This window comes from Myroides pelagicus, from assembly GCF_009711055.1.
Classification (GTDB): domain Bacteria; phylum Bacteroidota; class Bacteroidia; order Flavobacteriales; family Flavobacteriaceae; genus Flavobacterium; species Flavobacterium pelagicum.
The window spans coordinates 1-24,151 of record NZ_WMJY01000004.1; the positions used below are offsets into that span (position 1 = coordinate 1).

24 protein-coding genes and 1 pseudogene are annotated in these 24,151 nt (G+C 34.2%); 17 read left to right on the top strand and 8 right to left on the bottom strand.

Features of this window, described 5'->3' with window-relative positions; all coding sequences use genetic code 11:
- Window positions 1–47: 47 nt before the first annotated feature.
- On the bottom strand, window positions 48–1,280 hold the full coding sequence (gene hflX / locus GJV77_RS02670; RefSeq protein WP_155034813.1) for a GTPase HflX: 1,233 nt from the start codon (window positions 1,278–1,280) through the stop codon (window positions 48–50).
- A 215-nt stretch (window positions 1,281–1,495) separates the two neighbouring features.
- On the opposite strand from hflX, the gene GJV77_RS02675 reads away from it, so the two are divergent.
- Entirely contained in the window at window positions 1,496–2,572 is a 1,077-nt protein-coding gene (locus GJV77_RS02675) for a hypothetical protein (protein ID WP_155034814.1), read from the top strand.
- A gap of 41 nt (window positions 2,573–2,613) precedes the next feature.
- Here GJV77_RS02675 and GJV77_RS02680 read toward each other — a convergent pair whose 3' ends face one another.
- The 3 genes from GJV77_RS02680 to GJV77_RS02690 all read right to left on the bottom strand — a co-directional run bounded on the left by GJV77_RS02680 (window position 2,614) and on the right by GJV77_RS02690 (window position 4,930).
- Window positions 2,614–3,402: a S1/P1 nuclease gene (locus GJV77_RS02680; protein ID WP_155034815.1), complete on the bottom strand. Its 789-nt coding sequence runs from the start codon at window positions 3,400–3,402 to the stop codon at window positions 2,614–2,616.
- Between the two features lie 13 nt (window positions 3,403–3,415).
- Window positions 3,416–3,928 carry an acyl-CoA thioesterase gene (locus tag GJV77_RS02685; RefSeq protein WP_155034816.1) on the bottom strand — a complete coding sequence of 171 codons (513 nt, stop codon included), beginning with the start codon at window positions 3,926–3,928 and terminating at the stop codon, window positions 3,416–3,418.
- Between the two features lie 75 nt (window positions 3,929–4,003).
- Complete coding sequence (locus tag GJV77_RS02690; RefSeq protein ID WP_155034817.1) at window positions 4,004–4,930, bottom strand: HU domain-containing protein; 927 nt, start codon at window positions 4,928–4,930, stop codon at window positions 4,004–4,006.
- 182 nt (window positions 4,931–5,112) lie between these two features.
- Between GJV77_RS02690 and GJV77_RS14870 the strand changes: the two genes are divergently transcribed.
- From GJV77_RS14870 to GJV77_RS14880, 3 genes and pseudogenes are all read left to right on the top strand, one after another.
- Complete coding sequence (locus tag GJV77_RS14870; RefSeq protein ID WP_240142804.1) at window positions 5,113–5,325, top strand: hypothetical protein; 213 nt, start codon at window positions 5,113–5,115, stop codon at window positions 5,323–5,325.
- A gap of 11 nt (window positions 5,326–5,336) precedes the next feature.
- Window positions 5,337–5,909 (top strand): annotated as a pseudogene (locus GJV77_RS14875) (DNA-processing protein DprA); the annotation flags it as partial.
- 9 nt (window positions 5,910–5,918) lie between these two features.
- Entirely contained in the window at window positions 5,919–6,233 is a 315-nt protein-coding gene (locus GJV77_RS14880; protein WP_240142810.1) for a DprA-like winged helix domain-containing protein, read from the top strand.
- Window positions 6,234–6,269: 36 nt separating this feature from the next.
- Here the strand turns inward: GJV77_RS14880 and trpS are convergent, their stop codons facing one another.
- Window positions 6,270–7,250, bottom strand: a complete 981-nt coding sequence (trpS, locus tag GJV77_RS02700; RefSeq protein WP_155034818.1) for a tryptophan--tRNA ligase — start codon at window positions 7,248–7,250, stop codon at window positions 6,270–6,272.
- A 129-nt stretch (window positions 7,251–7,379) separates the two neighbouring features.
- On the opposite strand from trpS, the gene GJV77_RS02705 reads away from it, so the two are divergent.
- Window positions 7,380–8,138 (top strand): lysophospholipid acyltransferase family protein, encoded by a 759-nt coding sequence (locus GJV77_RS02705; protein ID WP_162853982.1) that lies wholly within the window; start codon window positions 7,380–7,382, stop codon window positions 8,136–8,138.
- Between the two features lie 70 nt (window positions 8,139–8,208).
- On the opposite strand, the gene recA is transcribed toward GJV77_RS02705, so the two are convergent.
- Window positions 8,209–9,213, bottom strand: coding sequence for a recombinase RecA (gene recA, locus GJV77_RS02710; protein ID WP_155034820.1), 1,005 nt, complete (start codon window positions 9,211–9,213; stop codon window positions 8,209–8,211).
- A gap of 235 nt (window positions 9,214–9,448) precedes the next feature.
- Here recA and def point away from each other — a divergent pair, with 235 nt between their 5' ends.
- The 12 genes from def (at window position 9,449) to GJV77_RS02770 (ending at window position 20,909) form a co-directional block, all read left to right on the top strand.
- On the top strand, window positions 9,449–10,027 hold the full coding sequence (gene def / locus GJV77_RS02715; protein WP_155034821.1) for a peptide deformylase: 579 nt from the start codon (window positions 9,449–9,451) through the stop codon (window positions 10,025–10,027).
- A 768-nt stretch (window positions 10,028–10,795) separates the two neighbouring features.
- A complete protein-coding gene (trhO, locus tag GJV77_RS02720) occupies window positions 10,796–12,154 on the top strand; it encodes an oxygen-dependent tRNA uridine(34) hydroxylase TrhO (RefSeq protein WP_155034822.1) in 1,359 nt (452 codons plus the stop codon).
- 10 nt (window positions 12,155–12,164) lie between these two features.
- Window positions 12,165–13,406, top strand: coding sequence for a U32 family peptidase (locus GJV77_RS02725; protein ID WP_155034823.1), 1,242 nt, complete (start codon window positions 12,165–12,167; stop codon window positions 13,404–13,406).
- Window positions 13,406–13,636 carry a ferredoxin gene (locus GJV77_RS02730; protein WP_155034824.1) on the top strand — a complete coding sequence of 77 codons (231 nt, stop codon included), beginning with the start codon at window positions 13,406–13,408 and terminating at the stop codon, window positions 13,634–13,636. The genes GJV77_RS02725 and GJV77_RS02730 overlap by 1 nt, the downstream gene beginning before the upstream one ends.
- Window positions 13,637–13,638: 2 nt before the next feature.
- Complete coding sequence (locus tag GJV77_RS02735) at window positions 13,639–13,995, top strand: arsenate reductase family protein (protein ID WP_155034825.1); 357 nt, start codon at window positions 13,639–13,641, stop codon at window positions 13,993–13,995.
- Between the two features lie 200 nt (window positions 13,996–14,195).
- Complete coding sequence (locus GJV77_RS14885; protein WP_317162541.1) at window positions 14,196–14,582, top strand: dihydrofolate reductase family protein; 387 nt, start codon at window positions 14,196–14,198, stop codon at window positions 14,580–14,582.
- A gap of 674 nt (window positions 14,583–15,256) precedes the next feature.
- Entirely contained in the window at window positions 15,257–16,105 is an 849-nt protein-coding gene (locus GJV77_RS02745) for a YicC/YloC family endoribonuclease (RefSeq protein ID WP_155034913.1), read from the top strand.
- Between the two features lie 29 nt (window positions 16,106–16,134).
- Window positions 16,135–16,704 carry a guanylate kinase gene (gene gmk / locus GJV77_RS02750; RefSeq protein WP_155034826.1) on the top strand — a complete coding sequence of 190 codons (570 nt, stop codon included), beginning with the start codon at window positions 16,135–16,137 and terminating at the stop codon, window positions 16,702–16,704.
- A gap of 12 nt (window positions 16,705–16,716) precedes the next feature.
- Window positions 16,717–17,304, top strand: a complete 588-nt coding sequence (gene nadD / locus GJV77_RS02755) for a nicotinate (nicotinamide) nucleotide adenylyltransferase (RefSeq protein ID WP_155034827.1) — start codon at window positions 16,717–16,719, stop codon at window positions 17,302–17,304.
- Between the two features lie 87 nt (window positions 17,305–17,391).
- Window positions 17,392–18,552, top strand: a complete 1,161-nt coding sequence (locus tag GJV77_RS02760; protein WP_155034828.1) for an iron-containing alcohol dehydrogenase — start codon at window positions 17,392–17,394, stop codon at window positions 18,550–18,552.
- A gap of 175 nt (window positions 18,553–18,727) precedes the next feature.
- Window positions 18,728–19,723 (top strand): NAD(P)H-dependent glycerol-3-phosphate dehydrogenase, encoded by a 996-nt coding sequence (locus GJV77_RS02765; RefSeq protein WP_155034829.1) that lies wholly within the window; start codon window positions 18,728–18,730, stop codon window positions 19,721–19,723.
- Between the two features lie 199 nt (window positions 19,724–19,922).
- A complete protein-coding gene (locus tag GJV77_RS02770) occupies window positions 19,923–20,909 on the top strand; it encodes a TerC family protein (protein WP_155034830.1) in 987 nt (328 codons plus the stop codon).
- Between the two features lie 65 nt (window positions 20,910–20,974).
- Here GJV77_RS02770 and GJV77_RS02775 read toward each other — a convergent pair whose 3' ends face one another.
- Together GJV77_RS02775 and GJV77_RS02780 are read right to left on the bottom strand one after the other, a co-directional pair.
- On the bottom strand, window positions 20,975–22,672 hold the full coding sequence (locus GJV77_RS02775; RefSeq protein WP_155034831.1) for a glycoside hydrolase family 32 protein: 1,698 nt from the start codon (window positions 22,670–22,672) through the stop codon (window positions 20,975–20,977).
- Between the two features lie 196 nt (window positions 22,673–22,868).
- The gene (locus tag GJV77_RS02780) at window positions 22,869–23,273 is read right to left on the bottom strand and encodes a ribosome-binding factor A (protein WP_155034832.1); all 405 of its coding nucleotides are present in this window, start codon (window positions 23,271–23,273) and stop codon (window positions 22,869–22,871) included.
- Between the last annotated feature and the right edge of the window lie 878 nt (window positions 23,274–24,151).

The following is a 24,151-nucleotide window of genomic DNA, read 5'->3' on the forward strand; positions in this document are numbered from 1 at the left end:
TTTAAATGCTGTTGCATTTATTTGTTGAATCTAAGCAATTATAAATTTTATTCTTCTGAATTTTCTCCCAATAAATGATCGTAGTCTGGGTACAAAAAGTTGTTGTAAGGAAAACGTGTTATGTGTATTTCTCTTACTTTTTCGTAAACTTTTTTTCTGAATTCTTCGAAGTTTTCTTTATTCGTAGCTGAAATAAATATGGCGTTGTTTTCACCAACTTTATTCATCCAAGTATTCTTCCACTCTTCGATAGAGTAATGTTTAGAGGTACGCTCAGTCATTAGGTCATCTTCTTGAATAGTTTCAGGTACATAAGCATCAATTTTATTGAAAATCATTATAGTTGGTTTATCATCACTCTTTATGTCTTTAAGAATTTCTTTTACTGAAGCTATATGATCTTCAAAATCGTGATGTGAAATATCAACGACATGTAATAACAGGTCTGCTTCTCTTACTTCATCTAGCGTACTTTTGAATGATTCAACTAATTGAGTTGGTAACTTACGGATAAATCCAACTGTATCTGAAAGTAAGAAAGGTAAATTACCAATTACAATTTTTCGTACTGTTGTGTCAAGTGTGGCAAATAGTTTATTTTCAACGAATACCTCACTTTTACCAATAGCATTCATTAATGTTGACTTACCAACATTTGTATACCCTACTAAAGCGACACGCACCATAGCACCGCGGTTGCTACGTTGAGACGCCATTTGTTTATCGATCACTTTTAGTTTATCTCTTAATAGGGCTATTCTATCACGTACAATACGTCTATCTGTTTCAATTTCTGTTTCTCCTGGTCCTCTCATACCAATTCCTCCTCTTTGACGCTCAAGGTGTGTCCACATCCCTGATAATCGCGGAAGTAAATACTGAAATTGGGCAAGCTCTACTTGAGTTCTTGCATAAGAAGTCTGCGCACGTTGTGCAAATATATCTAAGATGAGGTTTGTTCTATCTAGTACTTTGCAGTCGAGTAATTTAGAGATGTTTTTTTGTTGTGCTGGAGATAGCTCATCATCGAAGATTACCGTGTGTATATCGTTTTCTACAATATACTGATGTATCTCTTCCATTTTTCCCGTACCTACAAACGTCTTTGGATTTGGTCTATCCATTTTTTGAGAAAAACGTTTATGTACTTGTCCTCCTGCAGTAAAGGTCAAAAACTCTAATTCGTCTAAATACTCATTAAGTTTTGACTCATCTTGGTCTTGTGTAATAATTCCTACTATTACTGAACGCTCAAAGTTTATTTCTTCTCTTTCTATCATGAATGTGAGTTATATGACAAAATTAGTAAAAATGTGAGACTAATAGTTGGTCTAGGCTAAAAAGAATTATTGCTGATTTGAGACTTATACGTTTATACATTAATAATTTAGCAAGTTGTTAAAGGTTTGATATCTTCATTTTCTGTATCTTGCTATTGCATTGGTACGTTTATTGTTTTTAAACTTACTCTTGTCAATTAAAATACTATTTGATTATGAAAGAGTTGAGATTTTTGATGTGTCTATTTTCCCTGTTGATAGGTGGAGTAATAATGGCACAAAAAACTACTATACAGGCTGTGAATTATGGAATTAGTGATAATTTAGATATTCAAGCTGTTGCCTCTATATTTGGGCAATCGACTGATTTAGCCGATTTTGAATATCGTTTAAATGACCCTAACGCGCGTATTTCAAATCTTGATTTGAATAATGACGGTTATGTAGATTATCTACGAGTTGTAGAAGTTGTTGAGGATTATACACACCTAATAATAGTCCAAGCTGTTCTTGGGAGAGATCTATATCAAGATGTCTTGACGATTGAGATTGAAAAGGACAACCGTAGAGGAACGACTTATATTCAATTTGTAGGGAATCCATTTTTTTATGGTCCAAACTATATTTATGAACCGGTATATTATACTCAGCCTCCTTTGTTTTCGATCTTTTGGAGTTCTTCTTATCGACCTTATTATTCGGGTTGGTCTTGGGGGTATTATCCTAGTTATTATTACTCGTATTCACCTTACCCGACTCAACGTTATGTAACCCATGTTCACGCTCATATTAATGTGAACAATAATTATTTCTATCATCCATATCGCTATAGTTATCGAGCGGAATCAATGTATGCTAATAATCGTACAACATATTATGAGAAGAGTAATCCTAGTCGAGATTTTCGTACGACTTATAAAGAAGCAGGTTATACTAACCAGCGTGATTTAAACTATAGTAGAGGTAATATTTATTCTAACAACAGCAGTTATAGCCGCTCTAATTACTCAAGAGGGGATAGTGGAACAAGTAGTAGCAACAGCAGTTATAGCCGCTCTAATTACTCAAGAGGGGATAGTGGAACAAGTAGTAACAACAGCAGTTATAGCCGTTCTAATTACTCAAGAAGTAATAGTGGAACAAGTAGTAACAACAGCGGTTATAGTCGCTCCAATTACTCAAGAGGTAATAGTGGAACAAATAGTAACAACAGCAGTTATAGTCGTTCTAATTATTCAAGAGGGAATAGCAACTCTAGTTCAAGAAGTGGAAGCACTACTTATAGTCGATAACATATAAACAAAAAAGGAGACGTTTTACGCGTCTCCTTTTCTTATTCGAATATTTCATTCAATACCTTGGCTAAACGAAGACCACCTTTCAATAATTGACTTTCTACGTCATATTTAAAGTCATAATGGTATCGGTAACTAAGAGATTGATTATCTTCAACACTATCATATAGTTTGTTAGCTAAAGTATAGGAGTCATATAGCCAATCTTCTAAAGAACCTTTAACAATTTCAGTATTGTGTTTTTTGTCGTGTACATCTAATACTGTAGCATATTCTGTATAACTGTATTTGTCGAAATCTACTAAAGCAGAATCCCATAAGCTATGTAGGTTAGTACTTTTTCTAAACCATTCTACTTTAACGCGATTCCCCCCTAGGTCTTCTGGTCGACCAAGGTGTAATGGTTGGTGAGCATCTCCAATTAAGTGAATTAAGAAATAGAGCTTTTGTTGTTTTTCCTCAAGGCTTAAATTGCCATTTTTAAGTTCATCTATTAGTAAAAGTGTTCGCTTATATAGGTTCTTCTCAGTAGATTGTGCTAATGTATTGTCAAATGCCTCTCTATCAATATTAGCATCAAGATTGATGTAATGCCATGAGTCTGCGAATTTCCATGCAGAGTCTGATTTTAAAAAGTCTGGCCAATTTGCCCAATACGCAAGTTGTTGTTTGCCAATGATTTTAGCAAGTTCTCTTTTTGATTTCTTCGTTAGATTGCGTTCTGCGATTTCTGAAACTACGCGGTGACCAGTAGTTCCCCATGCTAAAGCTTCTGTTACTTGTAATGTAAATAGGAATACAAGTATCAAATAAATAGATTTTTTCATATGTATGGTATGGTTATTCTTTGAATAGAGCGATTAACTCTGTTGCTTCATTTGCTTTCATTTTTCCAGCTAATACTAGACTCAACTGTTTACGTCTTAATGCGCCAATATAACGCTCTTGCTCTAGGTCTGATTCTGGAAGTATTTCAGGTATTTGTACTGGGTGTCCTGTATCATCTACAGCAACAAAAGTATATATTGCTTCATTTGCTTTCTTTTTCGAACCTGATTCTCTGTCTTCGATCCAAACGTCGATATAAACTTCCATTGAGCTATTAAATGCTCTTGATATTTTAGCTTCTACTGTTACTACACTTCCTAGTGGAATAGGTCTGTTGAAAGCTACGTGATTTACTGAAGCGGTAACACACACTCTTCTAGAATGTCTTCTAGCTGCAATACCTGCTGCTCTATCCATTCTTGCTAATAGTTCACCACCGAACATATTGTTTAAAGGGTTTGTTTCTCCTGGAAGTACCAAGTCTGTCATATAAGTCGCTGATGCAGATACTAATTTTGCGTCCATGTATTTTAATTTTGCGCAAATATACTATAAATAAAAATCCCGAAAGCCTTCAGTTTTCGGGATTTTGTTATATCGTTATTGAACAAGTATCCAAGCATCAGTATTTAATGTCTGATGGATTTTTCTTAGTTCTTTTTGAGCTTCAACTTGGGTGGCATATCCACCGTAAGCCACTGGGTACATTCCATATTTTGTTCTCTTAAGTGCTTGTGCATTAGTATAGCCTTTCTCTTTAAGCTTTTGAGCAACTGATTGGGCACTGTTTTCACTTCTGTATGCCGAAGCAATAATATAATATGGTGTGTTTACTATTTCTTCAATTTCATTTTTTACGGGTAAAGAAATTGTAGTAGCAGAGGGTTCCATTACGAAGGTAGCTTGTTGTATTTTGCTTTGGACCTGTGTTTGTACATTTTTTTCTATTTGTACAGCTTGAGCTTCTAAGTAATTGTCATATTCGTTGTACAATAGACTGCCTATTCCCGCGATTATTGTTATAGTTGCAGCATATTTAAAGAAGTTATATACAGGTCTTCTTCTTTGAATAGGCACTATTTGTTTTTCTACAGTCTGTGGGGCTTGTCTATCGATTACTGCTGCATTAAGTGGTGTAAGCCCAAAAGCAGTCTTAAGTAATAAGTCAGAGGCTACAGGTTCAAAGGTTATTTTATTCTCTTGATTTGTTGTAAAAGTTCCAATACCATCAAGAATTAAAGCTTCCTCTGTTTCTAGTTGCTTGTTCCATTTATTAACCAGGTTTCTAATCGCTTGTAAAGCGTCTTCATAACCTATCTTTTCTACTCTCATTATGTAGTTTGCAAGTAAACCATCGTTGTTAGTGATACTCGCATTAAAAGATAGCTTTTTTGAAGGTGGGTAAAATGAGTTGCTTTCCTTGTCAAAATAAGAAGATCTCATTTCTGTCAAGAATGCTCCAAACCCTGGAATTATAACGCATTGATAGCGGTATAAAAGTGTTGATATGTATGCCTGTATATTCATATCTTACAAAAGTACATTAAACCTAAAATATTTCAAACTTTTTTTCTCGCTTATATTTGTATCGCTTTATTTTAAGTGGTTGATTTATTTGTTTTTAAATAGTAATAACGATGCTTTTTTATCCTTTTTGGATTAGTTTTTGTGGCTCTTTTAATAAGTGTAATATACTTAAACTTTTTAATATGACAAAGGTAGAATTATCAGACGACGAGTTGTTTTATGCTATTGCTCTAACTAAGATAAGCGGTATTGGACCTGTATTGACTAAGCGTTTAATTGAATTCGCAGGTAGTGCTACTAATGTTTTTTCTCTCTCCTCTAAGGAATTGATTCAGGTTCCTAAAATTAACGAAAACTCTATAAGAAATTATTGGAGAAGTCTGTTTTTGAATTAGCAGCGAAAGAGATGGAAGAGCTAATTAAGGCAAATTGTTTTGTTTATTATTATTATTATGATTATTACCCTCGTTTGTTGAGAGAGTGTGTTGATAGTCCATTACTTGTTTATTCTAAAAAACCATTATTCGATTGGAATAACTGTCGAGTGATTAGTATTATTGGTACTCGACAACCGAGTAGTCGTGGGATTGCCTTTTGCGAAAAGTTAGTCGATGATTTATCGTATTATAACCCTGTTATTGTGAGTGGTTTAGCGTAGGGAGTTGATGTGTGTGCTCACAAGCGCGCTTTAGATAATGGTCTTCAGACCATCGCTATTCTTGGGCATGGATTAGATAGAGTTTATCCAGAGTATCACCAATTTATAGCTGACCAGATTTGTGAGTACGGTAGTTTACTAACAGAGTTTCCTTTGTTCAGTAAGATTGAGAGGGAGAATTTCATTCAAAGGAATCGTTTGGTTGCTGGTATCAGTTATGCTACAATTGTTATTGAAAGTGCTTTTAAAGGTGGGGCAATGAGTACGATTAATTATGCAAATGATTATAATAGAGATGTATTTGCTGTACCTGGCAGAGTTAATGATATTATGAGTCAAGGTTGTAATGAAGTTATCCGAACGCATCGTGCACAACTTTTGACTTCTGCTAGAGATATTATTACTGCTTTGAATTGGGATTGCGAGCCTCGAAAAACAAAGCAAGTACAACCAGTTTTATTTCTTGATCTTACAGTAGAAGAGCAACAGGTTTTTGATTATTTGATTGAAGCGAAAAGGGAACTGCTAGACTTAATTGCTTTAGGAACAAGCCTTCCTATTTATAAAGTTAGTACTATTTTGCTTAATCTTGAATTAAAGGAGGGTGTTCGTCCCTTACCAGGTAAGTATTACGAGATTGTATAAAAAAGTCGATAAGCTTTAACTTATCGACTTTTTACTTTATTGTACTTTAGTATATCCTAATTTCTCACGAACTTTATTTAAAGTTCCTGTTGCGATGACTGAAGCTTTCTCTGCACCTATACCTAATAAGCGATCCACTTCATCTAAATTGTTGATGTAGTAATCGTATTTCTCACGAATATCTTTAAACTTCTCTACAATCAGTTCGAAGAGTTCTTGTTTAGCATGTCCATATCCGTAGTTACCTCCTTGATACTTAGCTCTCATTTGTTTTTCTTGTTCTGGAGTAGCTAATAGTTTATAGATTGTAAATACGTTACAAGTATCTGGATTCTTTGGGTCTTCTAATGGTGTACTATCTGTTTCGATACTCATCACTTCTTTTCTCAATACTTTATCAGTTTGGAAGATATTGATTGTATTGTGTCTTGACTTAGACATTTTGTTACCATCAGTTCCCGGAACTACCATAACTTGCTCTTGTATTTTTGCTTCTGGAAGTACGAAGGTTTCTCCCATTTGATGGTTGAAACGAGATGCCACATCACGTGTTATTTCCAAATGTTGTAATTGATCTTTACCTACTGGTACAAATTCAGCATCGTATAATAAAATATCAGCTGCCATTAGCATTGGATAAGTAAATAACCCTGCATTTACATCTGATAATACATCTGCTTTATCTTTAAATGAATGTGCTAATGTAAGGCGTTGATACGGAAAGAAACAACTTAAGTACCAAGTCAATTCTGTTGTTTGCGGAACATCTGATTGACGGTAGAAAGTTACGTGGCTCACATCTACACCACAAGCAAGCCAAGTAGCTGCTACACTATAGGTGTTTTCTCTTAATGTTTTTGCGTCTTTAATCTGCGTTGCTGAGTGCAAATTCGCAATAAAAATAAAAGACTCATTCTCTTTTTTATTGGCCATTTCTACTGCAGGTAGAATAGCTCCTAAAAGATTCCCTAAGTGTGGAGTTCCTGTACTCTGAACTCCTGTTAGAATTTTAGCCATTGCGTAATATAATTTTTTATTGAGTAACAAAGATAGGTTTTTTGACGGTGTTTTTAGTTTTATTACATCTTACATTTTTTTATTGTTTACATTTGGTCATCAGAATTCTGTATTAAGCTTTAAGTAATGATGAGATATTTACAAACTTTTTTTAGTTCGTTATGGCGATTGTGGTTTTATATTTTGATGATTATCGTCATCTTGGCTTTAAGTCCAATTCTTTTGTTTACAATATGGTCAGATCGTACCTATAAGTATTTTTTTCAGTTAGCACGTATTTGGGCATATATTGTTTTCTATGGTTTGGGAATGAGATACCATATTGAACGCTTTCAACAGCTAGAAAGAGGTAAGAGTTATATGTTTATTGCCAACCATACTTCTATGCTTGACATCATGATGATGCTTATTTTAGTTAAAGACAATCCTTTTGTATTTGTTGGAAAGAAGGAGCTTTCAAAACTCCCTATATTCGGTTTTATCTATAAACGTACTTGTATTTTAGTGGATAGAAGAGATGCAAAAAGTAAAAAGCAAGTTTTTGAAAGTGCACAAGATCGTTTGAGTAAGGGGTTGAGTATTTGCATATTTCCTGAAGGAGGGGTAACTGATGATCGAACTATTATACTCGATAGTTTTAAAGATGGAGCTTTTCGTTTAGCTATTGATCATCAGATTCCAATTGTTCCAATTGCCTTTGGCCATTTGAGACACTATTTTCCCTTTGTTTGGGGCATTGGTCGCCCTGGTAATGTACCTGTAAAGGTATTTGAACCTATCGAAACCATTGGATTAACCATTGAAGATAGAAAACAATTAAAAGATAAGGCTTATAATCTGCTTTATCAACCAGTAGCACAATGGGAAGAAGAATTTAGCAAATCCTAGTTGATTTTTACATAATAGAAAAAGGCTCTCTTATCTTGTATAAGAGAGCCTTTTTCTATTAGAAGTAATTTTATGCTTCTTTATTTTTTATTTCGTCCTTGATTAATTGTTCAAGCTCGTCCATTAATTCTGGATTGTCTTTTATAAGAGCTTTTACTGCATCACGTCCTTGTCCTAATTTAGTATCGCCATAGCTAAACCACGACCCACTTTTCTTAACGATATCAAAGTCTACAGCCATATCTAGTATTTCACCTACTTTAGAGACTCCCTCTCCGTACATAATATCAAACTCTGCGGTTCTAAAAGGTGGCGCTACCTTATTTTTTACAATTTTTACTTTTGTGCGATTACCGATTACATTGTCTCCGTCTTTGATCTGAGTTGACTTACGTATATCTACACGTACTGAAGCATAGAATTTTAAGGCATTACCTCCAGTTGTCGTCTCTGGGTTACCAAACATAACGCCGATTTTATCTCTCAACTGGTTGATGAAGAATACTGTACAGTTTGTTTTGTTAATTGTCGAAGTTAGCTTTCTTAATGCTTGAGACATCAAACGAGCGTGTAATCCCATTTTAGAGTCTCCCATCTCTCCTTCGATCTCACTCTTTGGTGTCAAGGCAGCTACAGAGTCAATAACTACGATATCTACTGCTCCAGAACGAATTAAGTTTTCTGCAATTTCTAAAGCTTGCTCCCCATTGTCTGGTTGAGAAATGATTAAGTTATCAATATCAATACCTAATTTTTGTGCATAAAAACGATCAAAAGCATGTTCAGCATCAATAAAAGCGGCTATACCTCCTGCTTTTTGTGCTTCAGCAATAGCGTGTAAAGTCAATGTCGTTTTACCTGAAGACTCTGGTCCATATATCTCAATGATTCTTCCTTTTGGGTATCCTCCAACTCCTAGAGCTAAGTCCACTCCTAAAGAACCTGATTGTATCACTTCTACTTCTTCTACAGCAGTATCTCCCAACTTCATTACTGTACCTTTACCATAAGTTTTGTCTAACTTATCAAGTGTAAGTTGTAACGCTTTTAATTTTGCTTCTTTATCTGCACTCATTTTTTTAAAAAATTAGATTCTTACTGATGTAAAAGTAATATAATTTATTTAGAGTTCAAGAGTAGGTTTGTATTATGCTATGAATTATAGCAGTGGAATTCGGGCTTTTTGCTATGATATAATTTATAGCAAAACACATTAATATTCCTAGTTTTAGGGGTATATATGAATTATATTAGTCTATATTGGTTTATATGTTGAAACTATTTTATTTTGCAGCAAATTAATAACGAAAATGAAATTACCGATTTTAGCATACGGAAACAAGACTCTTAAAGTAGATTGTGATGCTATTGCTACTAACTCTGATGATTTAAACAAACTGATTGATGATATGTGGGAAACTATGGAGCACGCTTATGGGTGTGGATTAGCTGCCCCACAAGTAGGAGAGACTATACAGTTGTTTGTTGTCGATAGTATAGTGATGTATGAAAATGCGGATATTGATGAACGCAAAGCAAACTTTATAGAGGGTGATGAGGGAATGAGAGAGACTTTTATCAATGCTCGAATAATTGGCAAATCTGATGAGACTTGGGACGAGATAGAAGGGTGTTTGAGTATTCCTGATATTTTCAAACGAGTTACACGTCCGTGGTCTATTACTATTGAGTATTTAGATAGGGATTTTAAAGCACATACCAAAACATTCCATGGTACTACTGCGCGTATTATACAACATGAGTACGACCATATACGTGGGGTGTTATTTATAGACCGCCTTAGTGCATTTACTAAAAAATTAATCGGAACTAAACTGAAAAAAATAATGAGTGGTAAGATTTTTACAGATTATAGAATGAAACAATAATTACTGAATTTATACCAATTGAAGCTTCTTTGTACATTGGTAAGTTATAAAAGCGTTTTTTATTTTTAGTTCTTTTTACATGGTATTCGTATGGTATTCAGGCAGGAAGAGCTCAAAGTAATGGATTGTATTATGTAAATAACTCTGTATTGTCGTTTACAATCATAACCATGCTTTAGTGTGAAAACAAGTAGTTATTTGGAAGCGCAACTTATAAATCTGACTATCTAATACTTTAGTGAGCATTGTTTATTAAAAGTTAATCAGTTTCCTGCAACGGATCATCAACGGATCATCATTTTTTCTCCCTACTTTCTTGACCTATGCTTGCAGTATGCGTGCACCTTGCTTGCCAAGGAAGTGCTCTTGGGCTCGTAAACTGCACGCATAGCACTAGCTTGCTTGGCAACAAATACTGTTGTTTTGAAATTGCTATGAGTAAAAACAAGTTACTTAAAAAAAAATAGTACCGCTAATAATTATTATACTAATGGTTTAATAATAAAAGTAGTAGATTTTCGAACTGTATTACTATGTTGTTTTAGTTAGTGAATATCAATCTATCTTACGATATTAGATTTAACAAACTTACAGAAAAATAAGTTTCTTCTGTGAGTTTTAATATTTAATAAAGGTTATTAATCAGTGTTTTAACTTGAAAAAAACAGTTGGTATTAAAAATTATAAATCAAAATAGTATCTTTGCACCGAAATTCTTCCATTTAGGATTTCAAACATATATAATCTACACTTAAAAAAGTATATAGCATGCAACTGTATAACACATTAAGCGCAGAAGAAAGAGCAGAACTTATTGAACAAGCGGGAGAGAACCGTTTGACTTTATCTTTCTATGCGTATGCCAAAATAGAAAACCCACAACAATTCAGAGACGATTTATTCCTTGCTTGGGATGCATTAGGCGCATTAGGGCGTACTTATGTAGCTCATGAGGGGATTAATGCTCAAATGTCTGTGCCTGCATCTAAGTTTGATGCCTTTAGAGATACTTTAGAGCAGTATGACTTTATGAAAGGAATTCGTCTGAACGTTGCAGTCGAACAAGATGATTTGTCATTTTTGAAACTAACAGTAAAGGTTAGAAACAAGATCGTAGCTGATGGATTAAATGACGCTACATTTGACGTTACCAATAAGGGAATTCACTTAAAGGCAAAAGAATTTAATACTATTTTAGAAGATCCTAACACTGTAGTAGTGGATTTTAGAAATCACTATGAAAGTGAAGTTGGTCACTTCGTTGGAGCGATTACACCAGATGTGGATACTTTCCGTGAATCTCTGCCGATTATCAAAGATCAATTAGAAGATATTAAGGAGGAGAAAAATTTAGTCATGTACTGTACAGGTGGTATTCGTTGTGAAAAAGCTTCGGCTTATTTCAAACACCACGGTTTTAAAAATGTTTACCAATTAGAAGGAGGTATTATTGAATATACTCGTCAGGTCAAAGCAGAGGGATTAGAGAGTAAGTTCATTGGAAAAAATTTCGTGTTTGATCATCGCTTGGGAGAACGTATTACTGATGATATTATTTCTAACTGTCACCAATGTGGCAAACCGTGTGATACTCATGTCAACTGTGCTAATGAAGCTTGTCATTTACTTTTTATTCAATGTGATGAATGTGCAGAACAGATGCACGGATGTTGTTCTGATGAGTGTTTAGACATCATTCAGTTGCCTGTTGAGGAGCAAAAACGCTTGCGTCAAGGAGTACAAAAGGGAAACTTAGTATTCAAAAAAGGTCGTTCAGAAGCATTGAAGTTTCAAAAAGAGCGTGCTGCTACTGGTGATATCAAGGCTGTAAAAGTTAGTGCGGTCACTCAAATTCGCAAGAAGCAAGTTGTGCGAAAAGTTCTTATAGGTATAGCTCAACACTACTTTACGAAAGTAGGTGTAGGGCAGTTTATTGTTGACAAGGAGATAAATGTCGGTGATAAAATTGCAATTGTTGGACCTACAACAGGTGATGAGAGACTTACTATTGAGAAAATGATGGTTAATGGAGCTGAGGTTAGCGTAGCTAATAAGGGAGATAAGATGACGATGGAGCTAAGTTTCCGTATTCGTAAGAATGACCAATTATATAAAATAATAGACTAAGATACAATATATGACAGTTTCAGGAAGAGTAGAGCTTATGGCTCCTGCAGGTAATTTTGAGTCTTTGCAAGCCGCATTAGATAACGGTGCAGACTCAGTATATTTTGGAGTTGACCAGTTGAATATGCGTGCGCGTTCTACAGTGAACTTTTCTATTGACGATTTAGAAGAGATTGCGAGAAGATGCAAAGAAAAGAATGTACGTACGTATTTGACATTAAACACTATCGTTTATGACCACGATTTATCAGTGGTTAAGACTTTATTGAATAGGGCAAAAGAGGCAGGGTTAACAGCAGTTATTGCATCTGATCAAGCGGTTATTGCTTCGGCAAGAGCTATAGGATTAGAAGTACATATTTCTACTCAACTGAATGTGACAAACATTGAGACTGTCAAGTTTTATAGTTTATTTGCGGATACTATTGTGCTGTCAAGAGAGCTGAGTTTGCGTCAAGTGAAGAAGATTACAGAAGCGATCGAGAGAGAGCAAGTTAAGGGGCCTTCAGATAACTTAGTAGAAATAGAAATCTTCGGTCACGGGGCATTGTGTATGGCAGTATCTGGTAAATGCTATCTAAGTTTACACTCACATAATTCCTCTGCTAATAGAGGGGCGTGTAAACAAAACTGTCGTAAGAAATACACTGTTATTGATCAAGAAAGTGGTTTTGAGATAGAGATAGATAACGAATATATGATGTCGCCAAAAGACTTGTGTACGTTAGACTTCTTAGACCAAGTAATCGATGCCGGTACTAAAGTACTGAAAATAGAGGGTAGAGGTAGAGCTCCTGAGTATGTAGCTACAGTGATACGTACTTATCGCGAGGCAATTGATGCTATTGCAGATGGAACATACTCTCAAGAGAAAGTAGCGGAGTGGATGAAAGCCCTAGAAACGGTATATAACCGAGGGTTTTGGAGTGGCTATTATCTAGGACAAAAATTGGGAGAATGGAGTGATAACCCAGGCAGTAATGCTACACAGAAGAAAGTGTATGTAGGTAAAGCGGCACACTATTTTCAGAAGGCATCAATAGGAGAGTTTAAGATAGAAGCTTATGATATTAAGGTTGGGGATAAGATTCTTATTACAGGCCCTAGTACTGGAGCGCAGGAGTTAATCGTAGAGGAGTTGTTTGTCAATGAACAAAAGGTTGAGAAAGCAACTAAGGGAGATGATTGTACGATCAAGATACCTTTTAGAATACGTTTATCAGATAAATTGTATAAAATAGTAGAGGCATAATGGTCATAGTTACGCTACAAAGAGACAAGTGTATTGGATGTAATTATTGTGTTGAGGTTGCCCCTCAACAATTTCAGATGTCTAAGAAAGACGGAAAGACGGTTCTATTGAAGTCTATTAATAATAAAGGATTTCATACGTTAAAGTCGCCAGATTATACTATTTTAGAGGCCTGTGAACAAGCAGAGAAAGTTTGTCCAGTACATATCATTACCGTAAAAGATGTATAGTTATGAGAAAGATATATTACCTAAGTACTTGTGGTACGTGTAAACGAATCTTAGCAGAGATGCCAGAGATAGAGAGCTTCGAACTACAAGAGATTAAGAAAAATCCTGTGACAGCAGAGCAGTTGCAAGAAATGTACGATAAGGTAGGGAGCTATGAAAAGCTGTTTAATAAACGTGCACAATTGTACAAAAGTGAAGGATTAAAAGATAAAAATCTTCAAGAAGAAGACTTTAAGAAGCTTATTCTGGAGCAGTACACCTTTCTAAGTCGTCCAGTGATGTTTATCGATGATACCATCTATGTAGGGAATAGCAAGAAAGTAGTGGAAGCTGCGATAGAACAATTAAAGAATAAATAGAAGAAGAGTCAGCATACCGCTGACTCTTCTTTGTTTTTGAGTGAAAAATGGACAATAAGATGAGAAAAGTAGTTTTGTATATTTCGTGTAGTTTAGATGGGTATATTGCCAAGCTAAATGATGATTTAAGTTTTTTGGAATCCGTTCAACGTTAGGGCGAAGATTATGGATATGCGGAGTTTATAGATACCATTGATACTGTGTTAATAGGAAAGCGAACTTATGATTGGGTGGTTAGTCAGGGACATGGATTTCACCATGCAGAGCGCGAGACTTTTGTAGTAACTAGACAAGAAATACCAGCAACTGATAATATTACTTTTTATTCGGGTGATTTAGAACTGTTAATTAGCAAACTAAAAGCAAAAAATGGAAAAGATATTTTTTGTGACGGAGGTGCACAGCTTGTTCATCAGTTAATGAAAGATGGCTTAATTGATCGAATAGTTTTATCAATTATACCGATTGTTTTAGGAGGCGGTATTCGATTGTTTGCCGAAGGTATACAGGTGCAAAAATTAATTCTTGGAGAAACAAAGACTTTTGAGTCTGGTTTGGTTCAACTGAATTATCTGGTTTCTAAATAAAGTAATAGTTGTTCGATTACCTTAGAATTAGTGTAGTAAAAAATTTTTTTTTAAAAAATATGTGACCAAATCATCAAGTGGTTGTCTTAATATCGAATTACGAAAGGGAAGGATTGCTATGAAAGCCTTTTCGCTATTCACACAAAGTGTTTTTTAAGGTGTATTAAGTTGGTAAAGATCTTTGTAGATTTAATTTGAGTTAGGGGTAATGCAAATTAAAGCAGTTTACTAAGATTTACCACAAGTGTCATTATTGTTTTGTTGACACATTAAGTTATGATTGTTTTGGTTTACACTAGAGTATCTTTAGTGTAAAAAGTAAAAAAAGACCTTCTTTTTAGGAGGTTTTTTTTTGTGTTATACTTTTTCTTATTGACTGTTTTTTTGGAGAAGAATAGTTATTTGCTGTTTGGTCTGCATCTAATACTCTAGGGTTTAATCAATACTATACTGAGTGACTGGCTCAGAATTTTTTAGTTTCTATAGTGAGAATATTGATATTTTTGGGGTTGATTCTAAAAACAGTTAGGTTTAGCACTAAGTTTTTTCTTAGGAAACTGAGTGAAAAAGGGTTAAGAATCGACTATCTTTAAGAATTTACTTGAATATTAAATGGTAAAACTGAGTTTTTTAGTACCTTTGCGGCTATTATTTTTCAGTATATGATACATTCGATGACAGGTTTTGGTAAAGCATGCTTGCAATTACCAACTAAGAAAATCACAGTAGAGATTAAATCGTTAAACAGTAAGAACTTAGATTTAAATGTTCGTTTGCCTTTAACGTATAGAGAGAAGGAATTGCCTTTACGCAATACTATCGCTCAAGAATTAGAAAGAGGTAAGGTAGACTTTTCGTTGTACTGTGAGATAACTGCAGAAGAAACATCGAATAAGATTAATGCCCCAATCGTAAGAGAGTATATCAATCAGATGAAGGTTATCATACCTAATGGTGATGAGACTGAGTTCATGAAAATGGCTGTTCGTATGCCTGATGCTTTAAAGGTTGAGCGTATTGAGTTAGATGAAAATGAGTGGATTGAAATTGAAAAAGTAATAAAAGATGCGATAGTTAATATCAATGCTTTTAGAAGAAATGAAGGAGCTACTTTAGAAAACGATTTCCGTTTAAGAGTTGATAATATTCGTCAATATATGGATGAAATTGCAAAACTAGATGGAGAGCGTATCCAAGCTGTAAGAGAGCGTTTGAAGACAAACTTAGACGAGTTAAAAGTAAATGTAGATGAAAATCGCTTCGAACAAGAAGTTATCTATTACTTAGAGAAACTTGATATCAATGAAGAGAAAGTACGCCTAGCTCAACATTTAAACTATTTCATCGAAACTTTAGAAGGATCAGAAGCAAATGGTCGTAAACTTGGTTTCATTGCACAAGAAATGGGAAGAGAGATCAATACTATGGGATCAAAATCAAACCATGCAGAAATGCAAAAGTTTGTTGTGAAGATGAAAGATGAATTAGAGAAGATTAAAGAACAGGTTTTAAATGTTCTATAGATTAACTATATACAGTAGTATTTTTTATTATGAAAAAAGGTAAACTGATTGTGTTTTCAGCACCTTCTGGATCAGGTAAAACAACGATTGTTAAACACTTGCTTGAACAGAAAGAACTAAATTTAGAATTTTCAATCTCTTGTACTTCTCGTTCTGCTCGTGGTGAGGAAGTAAATGGTAAAGATTATTACTTTATTACTTTAGATGACTTTAAGAAGCATATTAAAGGAGATGATTTTCTAGAGTGGGAAGAGGTTTATAGGGATAATTTTTATGGAACTCTTAAATCAGAGGTTGAGCGTATCTGGGCAGAAGGAAAAAATGTTATTTTTGATATTGATGTAGCTGGAGGACTTAGAATCAAGAAGAAGTTTCCTGAAGAAACATTAGCTGTCTTCGTAAAACCACCAAGTATAGATGAACTTAAGATACGCCTTAAAAAGCGTTCAACAGAAAGTGAAGACAAGATTAATATGCGTATCGCTAAGGCATCAGTAGAGCTTGCAACAGCACCTCAGTTTGATATGATTATTAAGAACTATGACTTAGACACTGCAAAAGCAGAAGCGATTGAATTAGTTAAGAATTTTATTAAGTAAGATAATTAGAGCATGAAGGTTGGTCTGTATTTTGGGACATTTAATCCTATACATATTGGTCATTTAGTGATTGCTAATCACATGGTGCAGTTCACTGATTTAGATGAAGTGTGGATGGTAGTGACTCCTCATAGTCCTTTGAAGAAAAAAAAGGGATTGTTAGAAGACTTTCACCGTATTCATATGGTGAATTTAGCAACAGCTGATTACGATTACATTAAACCTTCTGATATTGAGTTTAATCTACCGCAGCCGAATTATACTGTGAATACGATGGCTCATTTACATGAGCGTTTTCCAAAGCATGAATTTGCACTATTAATGGGACAAGATAACTTAGATAGTCTACCTAAATGGAAGAATTACGAAGTCTTGTTAGACCGTTATCAAATATATGTGTATCCACGTATTTTTACCGGTAAGCAAGAAGAGAATCCCTTAAAGGATCATGCAAATGTACATCTCGTAGATAAGGTACCAATAATGGAAATTTCAGCGACTTTTATACGCAATTCTATTAAAGAAGGCAAGAATATTATGCCTTTACTAGATAAAGAGGTTTGGAAGTATATCGACCATAACTTGTTTTTTAAGAAGTAAAATTTATCATTTTTATATGAAAGAAAAGGGATGCATTCGCATTCCTTTTTTTAATTTTATAGAGTATTCTAGAAAAAAGAAAGGTTTATGTTGAATTTTGAATTATATAACCCTACAAGACTCTTGTATGGTAAAGGACAAATTGCAGAAGTGTCTAATTTAATAGCTCCGGGCTCAAAGGTTTTATTAGCTTATGGAGGTGGTAGTATTTTTAAGAATGGTATTTATGATCAAGTAAAAGCGGCACTATCAGATTTTGAAGTTATTGAATTCGGAGGAATAGAACCCAATCCTCACTATGAAACTTTAATTAAAGGTGTAGCGCTTGCTCAACGTGAAAAAGTTGACTTTATATTAGGAGTAGGCGGTGGGAGTGTGATTGATGGGGTTAAGTTTATAGCGTCAGCAATCTATTTTGAAGGAGATGCAAAAGATATTATTTTGAAGATACGCAGAGTAGATTGGCAAACGATGCCATATGGAGCAGTATTGACGTTGCCAGCTACAGGTAGTGAGATGAATAATGGTGGTGTAGTGACTATTGTAGAGACTAATGATAAAATGTCTTTTTCTGGAGAGCCTTTGTATCCACAATTTGCTATTTGTGATCCAACAGTTGTAGGCTCATTGCCTATTAGGCAAATTGCAAATGGTTTAGCAGATTCTTTTGTACATGTTTTAGAGCAGTATATTACTTATCCCCAGAATGCAGCATTACAAGATCGTTTTGCAGAGAGTATACTTGCCACGATCATTGAAGTTGCGCCGCGAATCTTGAAAGATCCAAAGGATTATGATGCAGCGATGACTTATATGTGGTCTTGTACGATGGCCTTAAATGGCCTTATAGGTAAAGGTGTGGCTCAAGATTGGGTTACTCATGCGATTGGTCATGAGCTGACTGCGATGTATGGTATTGATCATGGACGAACATTAGCGATAATTGGTCCGAACTTATATCGTGTAATGATCGATTCTAAAAAAGAGAAATTAGCTCAGTTTGGCAAACGTGTATTTGCTATTTCAGGTCAGGACGATGAGACGATTGCTTTAGAGGCTATTGAGCAGATGGTGGCTTTTTTTCATTCTTTAGGGATACAGACAACTTTGTCAGCCTATACAGATAAATATGAAGATGCTGCTGATCGCATAGTTAAACGTTTCAATGGGCGTAATTGGACGGTATTGGGAGAGAAAAAGCTAATTACCTTAGAAAAGGTCAACGAAATAGTAAAACGAAGTTATTAAGCAGCCAGATTGATAGATAAGGAACTAGCTTATGATGACTTTTACCGTACTTAGTTGGATAAGGTAAAGTTAATTTTAAGAGCACTTATGCTGTTGAGATAAGGTAGTCGGTGTTTTGTAAGATTGTTTGCAATGACTTTTTTATTTACTTTTGGCAGAGATATAATCTATAATTATGAATGATTATCCCAAATTTGCAGTAATAGGAGGTGGAAGTTGGGCGACCGCTATTGTTAAAATGCTAAGTGAGAATCTTCCAAAGATTGCTTGGTATATGCGTAATGAGACTGCTTTAGAGGAGATTAAAATTAATTTCCATAACCCAAATTATTTGAGTTCTGTTGAATTCGATGTAGATCAGTTATTTCTAACAAACGATATAAATAAGGCTATCTCATATGCTGATTATGTGATTTTTGCTATTCCATCAGCTTTCTTGAGTAAAGAAATGGAAAAATTATATGTAAGTTTAGAAGGTAAAGTTATTATTTCGGCAATTAAAGGAATTATTCCTGAAACTAGTCTGATTGTAGGTGAACATTTTCATACGGTGTATAATATTCCTTATGATAATATAGCAGTAATTACAGGGCCTTGCCATGCAGAGGAAGTAGCCCTAGAGCGATTATCTTATCTAACATTGGCTTGCGGTAATCCAGAACATGCAAAGACTGTTGCTGATTGCTTGAGTGGTCATTATATTAAAGTTAAAGAGACTGATGATATCGTAGGGACAGAATATGCTGCTATGTTGAAAAACATTTACGCAATTGCATGTGGAATGGCTCATGGATTAGGCTATGGAGATAATTTTCAAGCACTGCTAATGAGTAATGCGATACGTGAGATGAAAAAGTTTATTAAGAAAGTACATCGCATGAAACGCAATATTAATAATTCGGCTTACTTAGGAGATTTATTGGTGACAGGTTATTCTTTGTTTTCACGCAACCGTATGTTTGGAAACATGATTGGTAAAGGATATACTGTAAAGTCAGCACAAATGGAGATGAGTATGATTGCGGAGGGATACTATGCTACTAAGAGTGCATACGAATTAAACCAAAAATATGGAGCTAAAACGCCTATTATAAATGCAGTATACGATATATTGTACAACGGCAAAGATCCAAAAAAGACATTTAGAAAGCTAACTGAAAAATTAGATTAAAAATTTAGTTTATAGGCATTATTGTTTAGAATGATTTAAATATATAGCTAACCCTTTGTAAAACAAAGGGTTATTTTTTTATTGTCGCTTTTTATCTTGTGTTTTGAATTAATCTAAAGTATTGGTTTTTAATATGTTATAACAGTTTCTCTTGGGGAATAATATTATATTTACTTTTGTCGCATTAATAAAAAAAATAATGGATCATTTAATTAATCACCCTGGTTTACTAACAGGATTTGGAATCGTAGTCTTAGTAATGTTATTACTGGATTTGGGAGTTTTTAATAGACATAGTCACACAGTTTCTACAAAAGAGGCCTTGATATGGACAGTAGTATGGATCGGATTGGCAATGTGTTTTAGTGGTGTAATCTATTACTATATGGATTTTGAAAACTTTGCTCGTTTTCAGTCTGCATACTGGATAGAAAAGGCACTCTCAGTGGATAATCTCTTTGTTTTTATTCTAGTATTTACCTTTTTTAAAGTTCCTAAAGAATATCATCATAGAGTATTGTTTTGGGGAATTATAGGGGCTTTAGTCTTTAGAGCGATTTTTATTTTCGCAGGTGTAGAGATTATCAATATGACTTATTTGCCAGCTATGGAATTGTTTGGTAAGACTGTTAAGATCAATGCTGTATTGACTATTTTCGGTATCTTCTTATTAGTATCAGGAATTAAATCTTGGTTTGCAAAAGACGAACACGATGAGAATCAAGACTTATCTAAAAACTTTGCTGTACGCATGGTACACAAGTTCTTTAAAGTAAGTAATGAGTATGATGGTGAAAAGTTCTTTACTGTCAAAAATGGTGTGCGAATGGTAACGCCGTTGTTTGTTGCATTGATGGTTATTGAGTTTACAGACTTGATATTTGCTGTAGATAGTATACCAGCTATTTTTGCTATAGCACCAGATGATCCGTTTATATTATATACCTCTAATATTTTTGCAATTTTAGGATTGCGCTCGTTATACTTTTTACTAGCGAACTTTATGGATAAGTTCTCTAAACTAAAGTATGGTCTGGCAATTATCTTATCATTCATTGGTATTAAGATGATTATTTCTCCTTTCTACCACGTGGAGTCAGTTATTTCTCTTTCAGTTATTGGAAGTGTTTTAATACTATCAGTGGTTGCTTCTTTCTTATTTCCCAAGAAAGTAGAGAACTCGTAATGTAATTTTGTTGGTTATAAAGTCGAAAAGCCTGTAGTTAGTTGTTTACTACAGGCTTTTTATTTTTAACGCTCTAGGCGGTATATGTTTAATTTGGTAATATCGATGGCTCCGTTTTCAATCCCTAAGGTTAACGTATTATATGGTTCATTGGGAAATATTTGTTGGGTCATTGTAACTTTTCCTTTATTGATGAATAGTTCAGCCGATGTTTTATCTATAACTAGTTTAACCTTATATTTTTTAATTTCAAATAGACTTCCTTTTATTGGTATAGAAGTCAGCTTAGAGATGAGGTGTGCATGATCACTCTGGCTGCGATCAGCAATTAGTTCATTATTTTCAAAGTGAAAAAGATAGCTAAGGTGCTCATTTACTTCATTTGAAAGATTAAGTTTAAAGTATTTAGTGTCCACGTCGATGATATCGAAGTCAATGATCAATTCAAAAGTTCCATTGTTGTCTTCCAGTATAGACTTTAAACAAATTGTTTTATCTAACAGCCTCGAGGATAGGGTGTTTTTTTCAACGCGTAAAACCTTTGTTTCTTTGGCCGTATAGCTAGCAATGACATATTGTTTTTTAGCTTTAGTTAGGTCTAAAGTGCGTGGGTAAGTCATTGTTGAGGGCACTTTGTTTAGGAAGAGTTCTTTTGCATAGATGGGATTACTCATGTAACCAATGTAAATAGGTTTTTCCTTATTTTTTGTGTGTATTATGACCCCCCCAGCATTGTCAGTTCCATAATCTAATGGGAGTAATGTCGCATGTTTATCCCCTGAAAAGGTAGTTCCATCAAAATCTCCTACAAAGTAATAAGTTTGTGGCTCAATCTGTTTTTGGACGTTATCTTTTGTAATTAGGAGAACCCATTTTTCTTGTTTTCCATACCTCAAGGTTTGTAATGTTGGATTCTTCCATTTCTCTGAAGCCAATAAACCACGATGCTTAAATTCACTTAATATGTTCCAATTGATCAAATCTTTTGACTCGTAGAATACTATACTATAATCTGTACAAATAGTCATTACCCATTGACTTGTTTGCTTGTGATACGTGACTTTTAAGCCGTCAATAGAACTATAAGTTGAAGAGATGGTTAGTATAGAGTTGCCGAAGGGAATAAATGAGGTGTCACCTTCTTTTTTATAGGCTAGATAAACGCTGTAGTCTTCACTCGAATTGGTAAAATAAGCTAGTATGGTGTTTTTTCCAAGGTTACTTATATTTTCCGTATCTAATACGATGTGGCTTGATTTAAAGGTGCTGATAGGATTCAGTTGTAGAGGCAAAGAGTTGACTCTCCAATGCATTAAGTTAGATGATTTAGCTACTACCCACCCCTGATAAACATCTGAATGGTCTTTGCTTTTGTATGGACTAAATAGGAGATATTCATTTTTGAAAACGAATAATCCACATGGTGTGCCTAGAGGATACTGTTCAATAGCTAAATGACCAATCGGATGATGTGCTAGTTTATTTCGTTTTGGGCTAATGCTAGCTTGTTCTAGACTTAAATGAGCAGATACAATTGGATTGGCAGAATGAATATTTAAAGTAAGTTCTTTTCCCCTGTGTTTGCTTATTTCGATAGGCAAAAGGTCTCCCTTACTTGTTGTGTCTATTCGAGCTTTAAACTGTAGGATTATTTTCTTTTTGGAATCTACTATTTCTAGTATTGATTCTTCTTCTTTGGTGTTGGTTGGTATTAGAAGAAAGTTATTCTCCACTACAAATGAAATTTGTGTGTTATAATTCATAGTTCATTGTTTATATCATTATACTTTAGTACAATCGGTTGTAGTGGTCAGGTTAAAAGTATTAAAAAACAGAAATGAAAATATTATCCCAATGTTAAATATCGTTACATCAATGTTTTGCAAAAAAAAAAGAGATGTCATATAGACATCTCCTGTATTATTTAGCACTATTTAGCGTAGTGTGATTTTTATTGATTTACAGTGTAAAACCTTTTTTATTTTCAAAAGCTAAAGTTTCCAGATCTCTGTTTTCAATAGTGTTAGCTTGCAATACGTACTTCTTATCGAATAATTTACCTTCTTGAAAGAAAGTCAACATAAAAGTATTGTCTAACTGGAAGATATTTTCGTCTAGTAATTCAACTTTTAGAGCTTGTTTGGGTGCTAGTTTCGGAAATGCATGTCTGAATAGACTTGAGTTTCTTTGCTCTCCGTCTATTTCTCCTTTTGCTTGTGAGATTATCATGATCGCTTCAAGGTCTTTATCTGTATTATTGTATAAGTAGGCATACCAACAATCAGCTAGAAAATTGTCGTTGTACTCCTTTACAATAGCTATTTCAACATTTTTTACTTCAGGAATTTCGATATCTTTTTTCATTACATTCAAAATTAGAGAAGCAAAGATAAAAACTTATTTCTTGTATTATCTTCTTTGGCATTAAGTTTGTTTATTAACTAACATCATCATTAAGTTATTTTTAGTTATAAAAAACCATAGTTATATCCTTAATTACTATGGTTTTTTTGTTGTCAAGTTGATTCGGCAGTAGATTTGATTACTCCTGAATAGAGTAGTACGTTCGCGTAGAAGAGTAATATTTTAATATTGCCATTTACAACTTATTTTTTTGTATATTACATTGATTTTTAAGTGGTAATTACAAGGTTGTTCCTTATCACTTTACTATTTTGTATTTAATTCTAGTCTAAAAGACGTCTTTTGACGTACCGCTAAATACTGATCTCCTTTATTTTCTCCTATTTCCTTTTTGCTAATTATCCCATTTTAGGGTTAGGTATCAAAGTAGTTTTTTTCATGCTTTTACTTTTGTATGGTCGGGAGGTGATAGGGATATGGTCGGGATATTTGAGTCAAAAATATCCCGAGCATATCCTTTGCATTACCTAATAATATCCCTAACAAAAAGCAGCCAGCAAAAAAACTAAAAACCTATTTCACAAGACTCTTGTCTTTTCATTGAGGCTTTTGTCCAAAATGCTAAGTATTCAAAAATAGAAGTCGTTAGTGTTTAGACTATAAAACAAAAAATAGAAGCAAAGTCAATTAATGAGTTATCGTGTTGTTTAGGTAATTCTGTTTAGTTTCTTACTAAAGAATTTTTTTGAAAAGAGTCGTGCTTCGAAAATATTAAGTGATTAATATTTAGCTTAATATGAGGGAGTTGTTTGCAGTGGTAGTTTACTTTCCTTTATTACCTCTTTCAGATTGCTCATTTATTAAATGTGTTATCATGA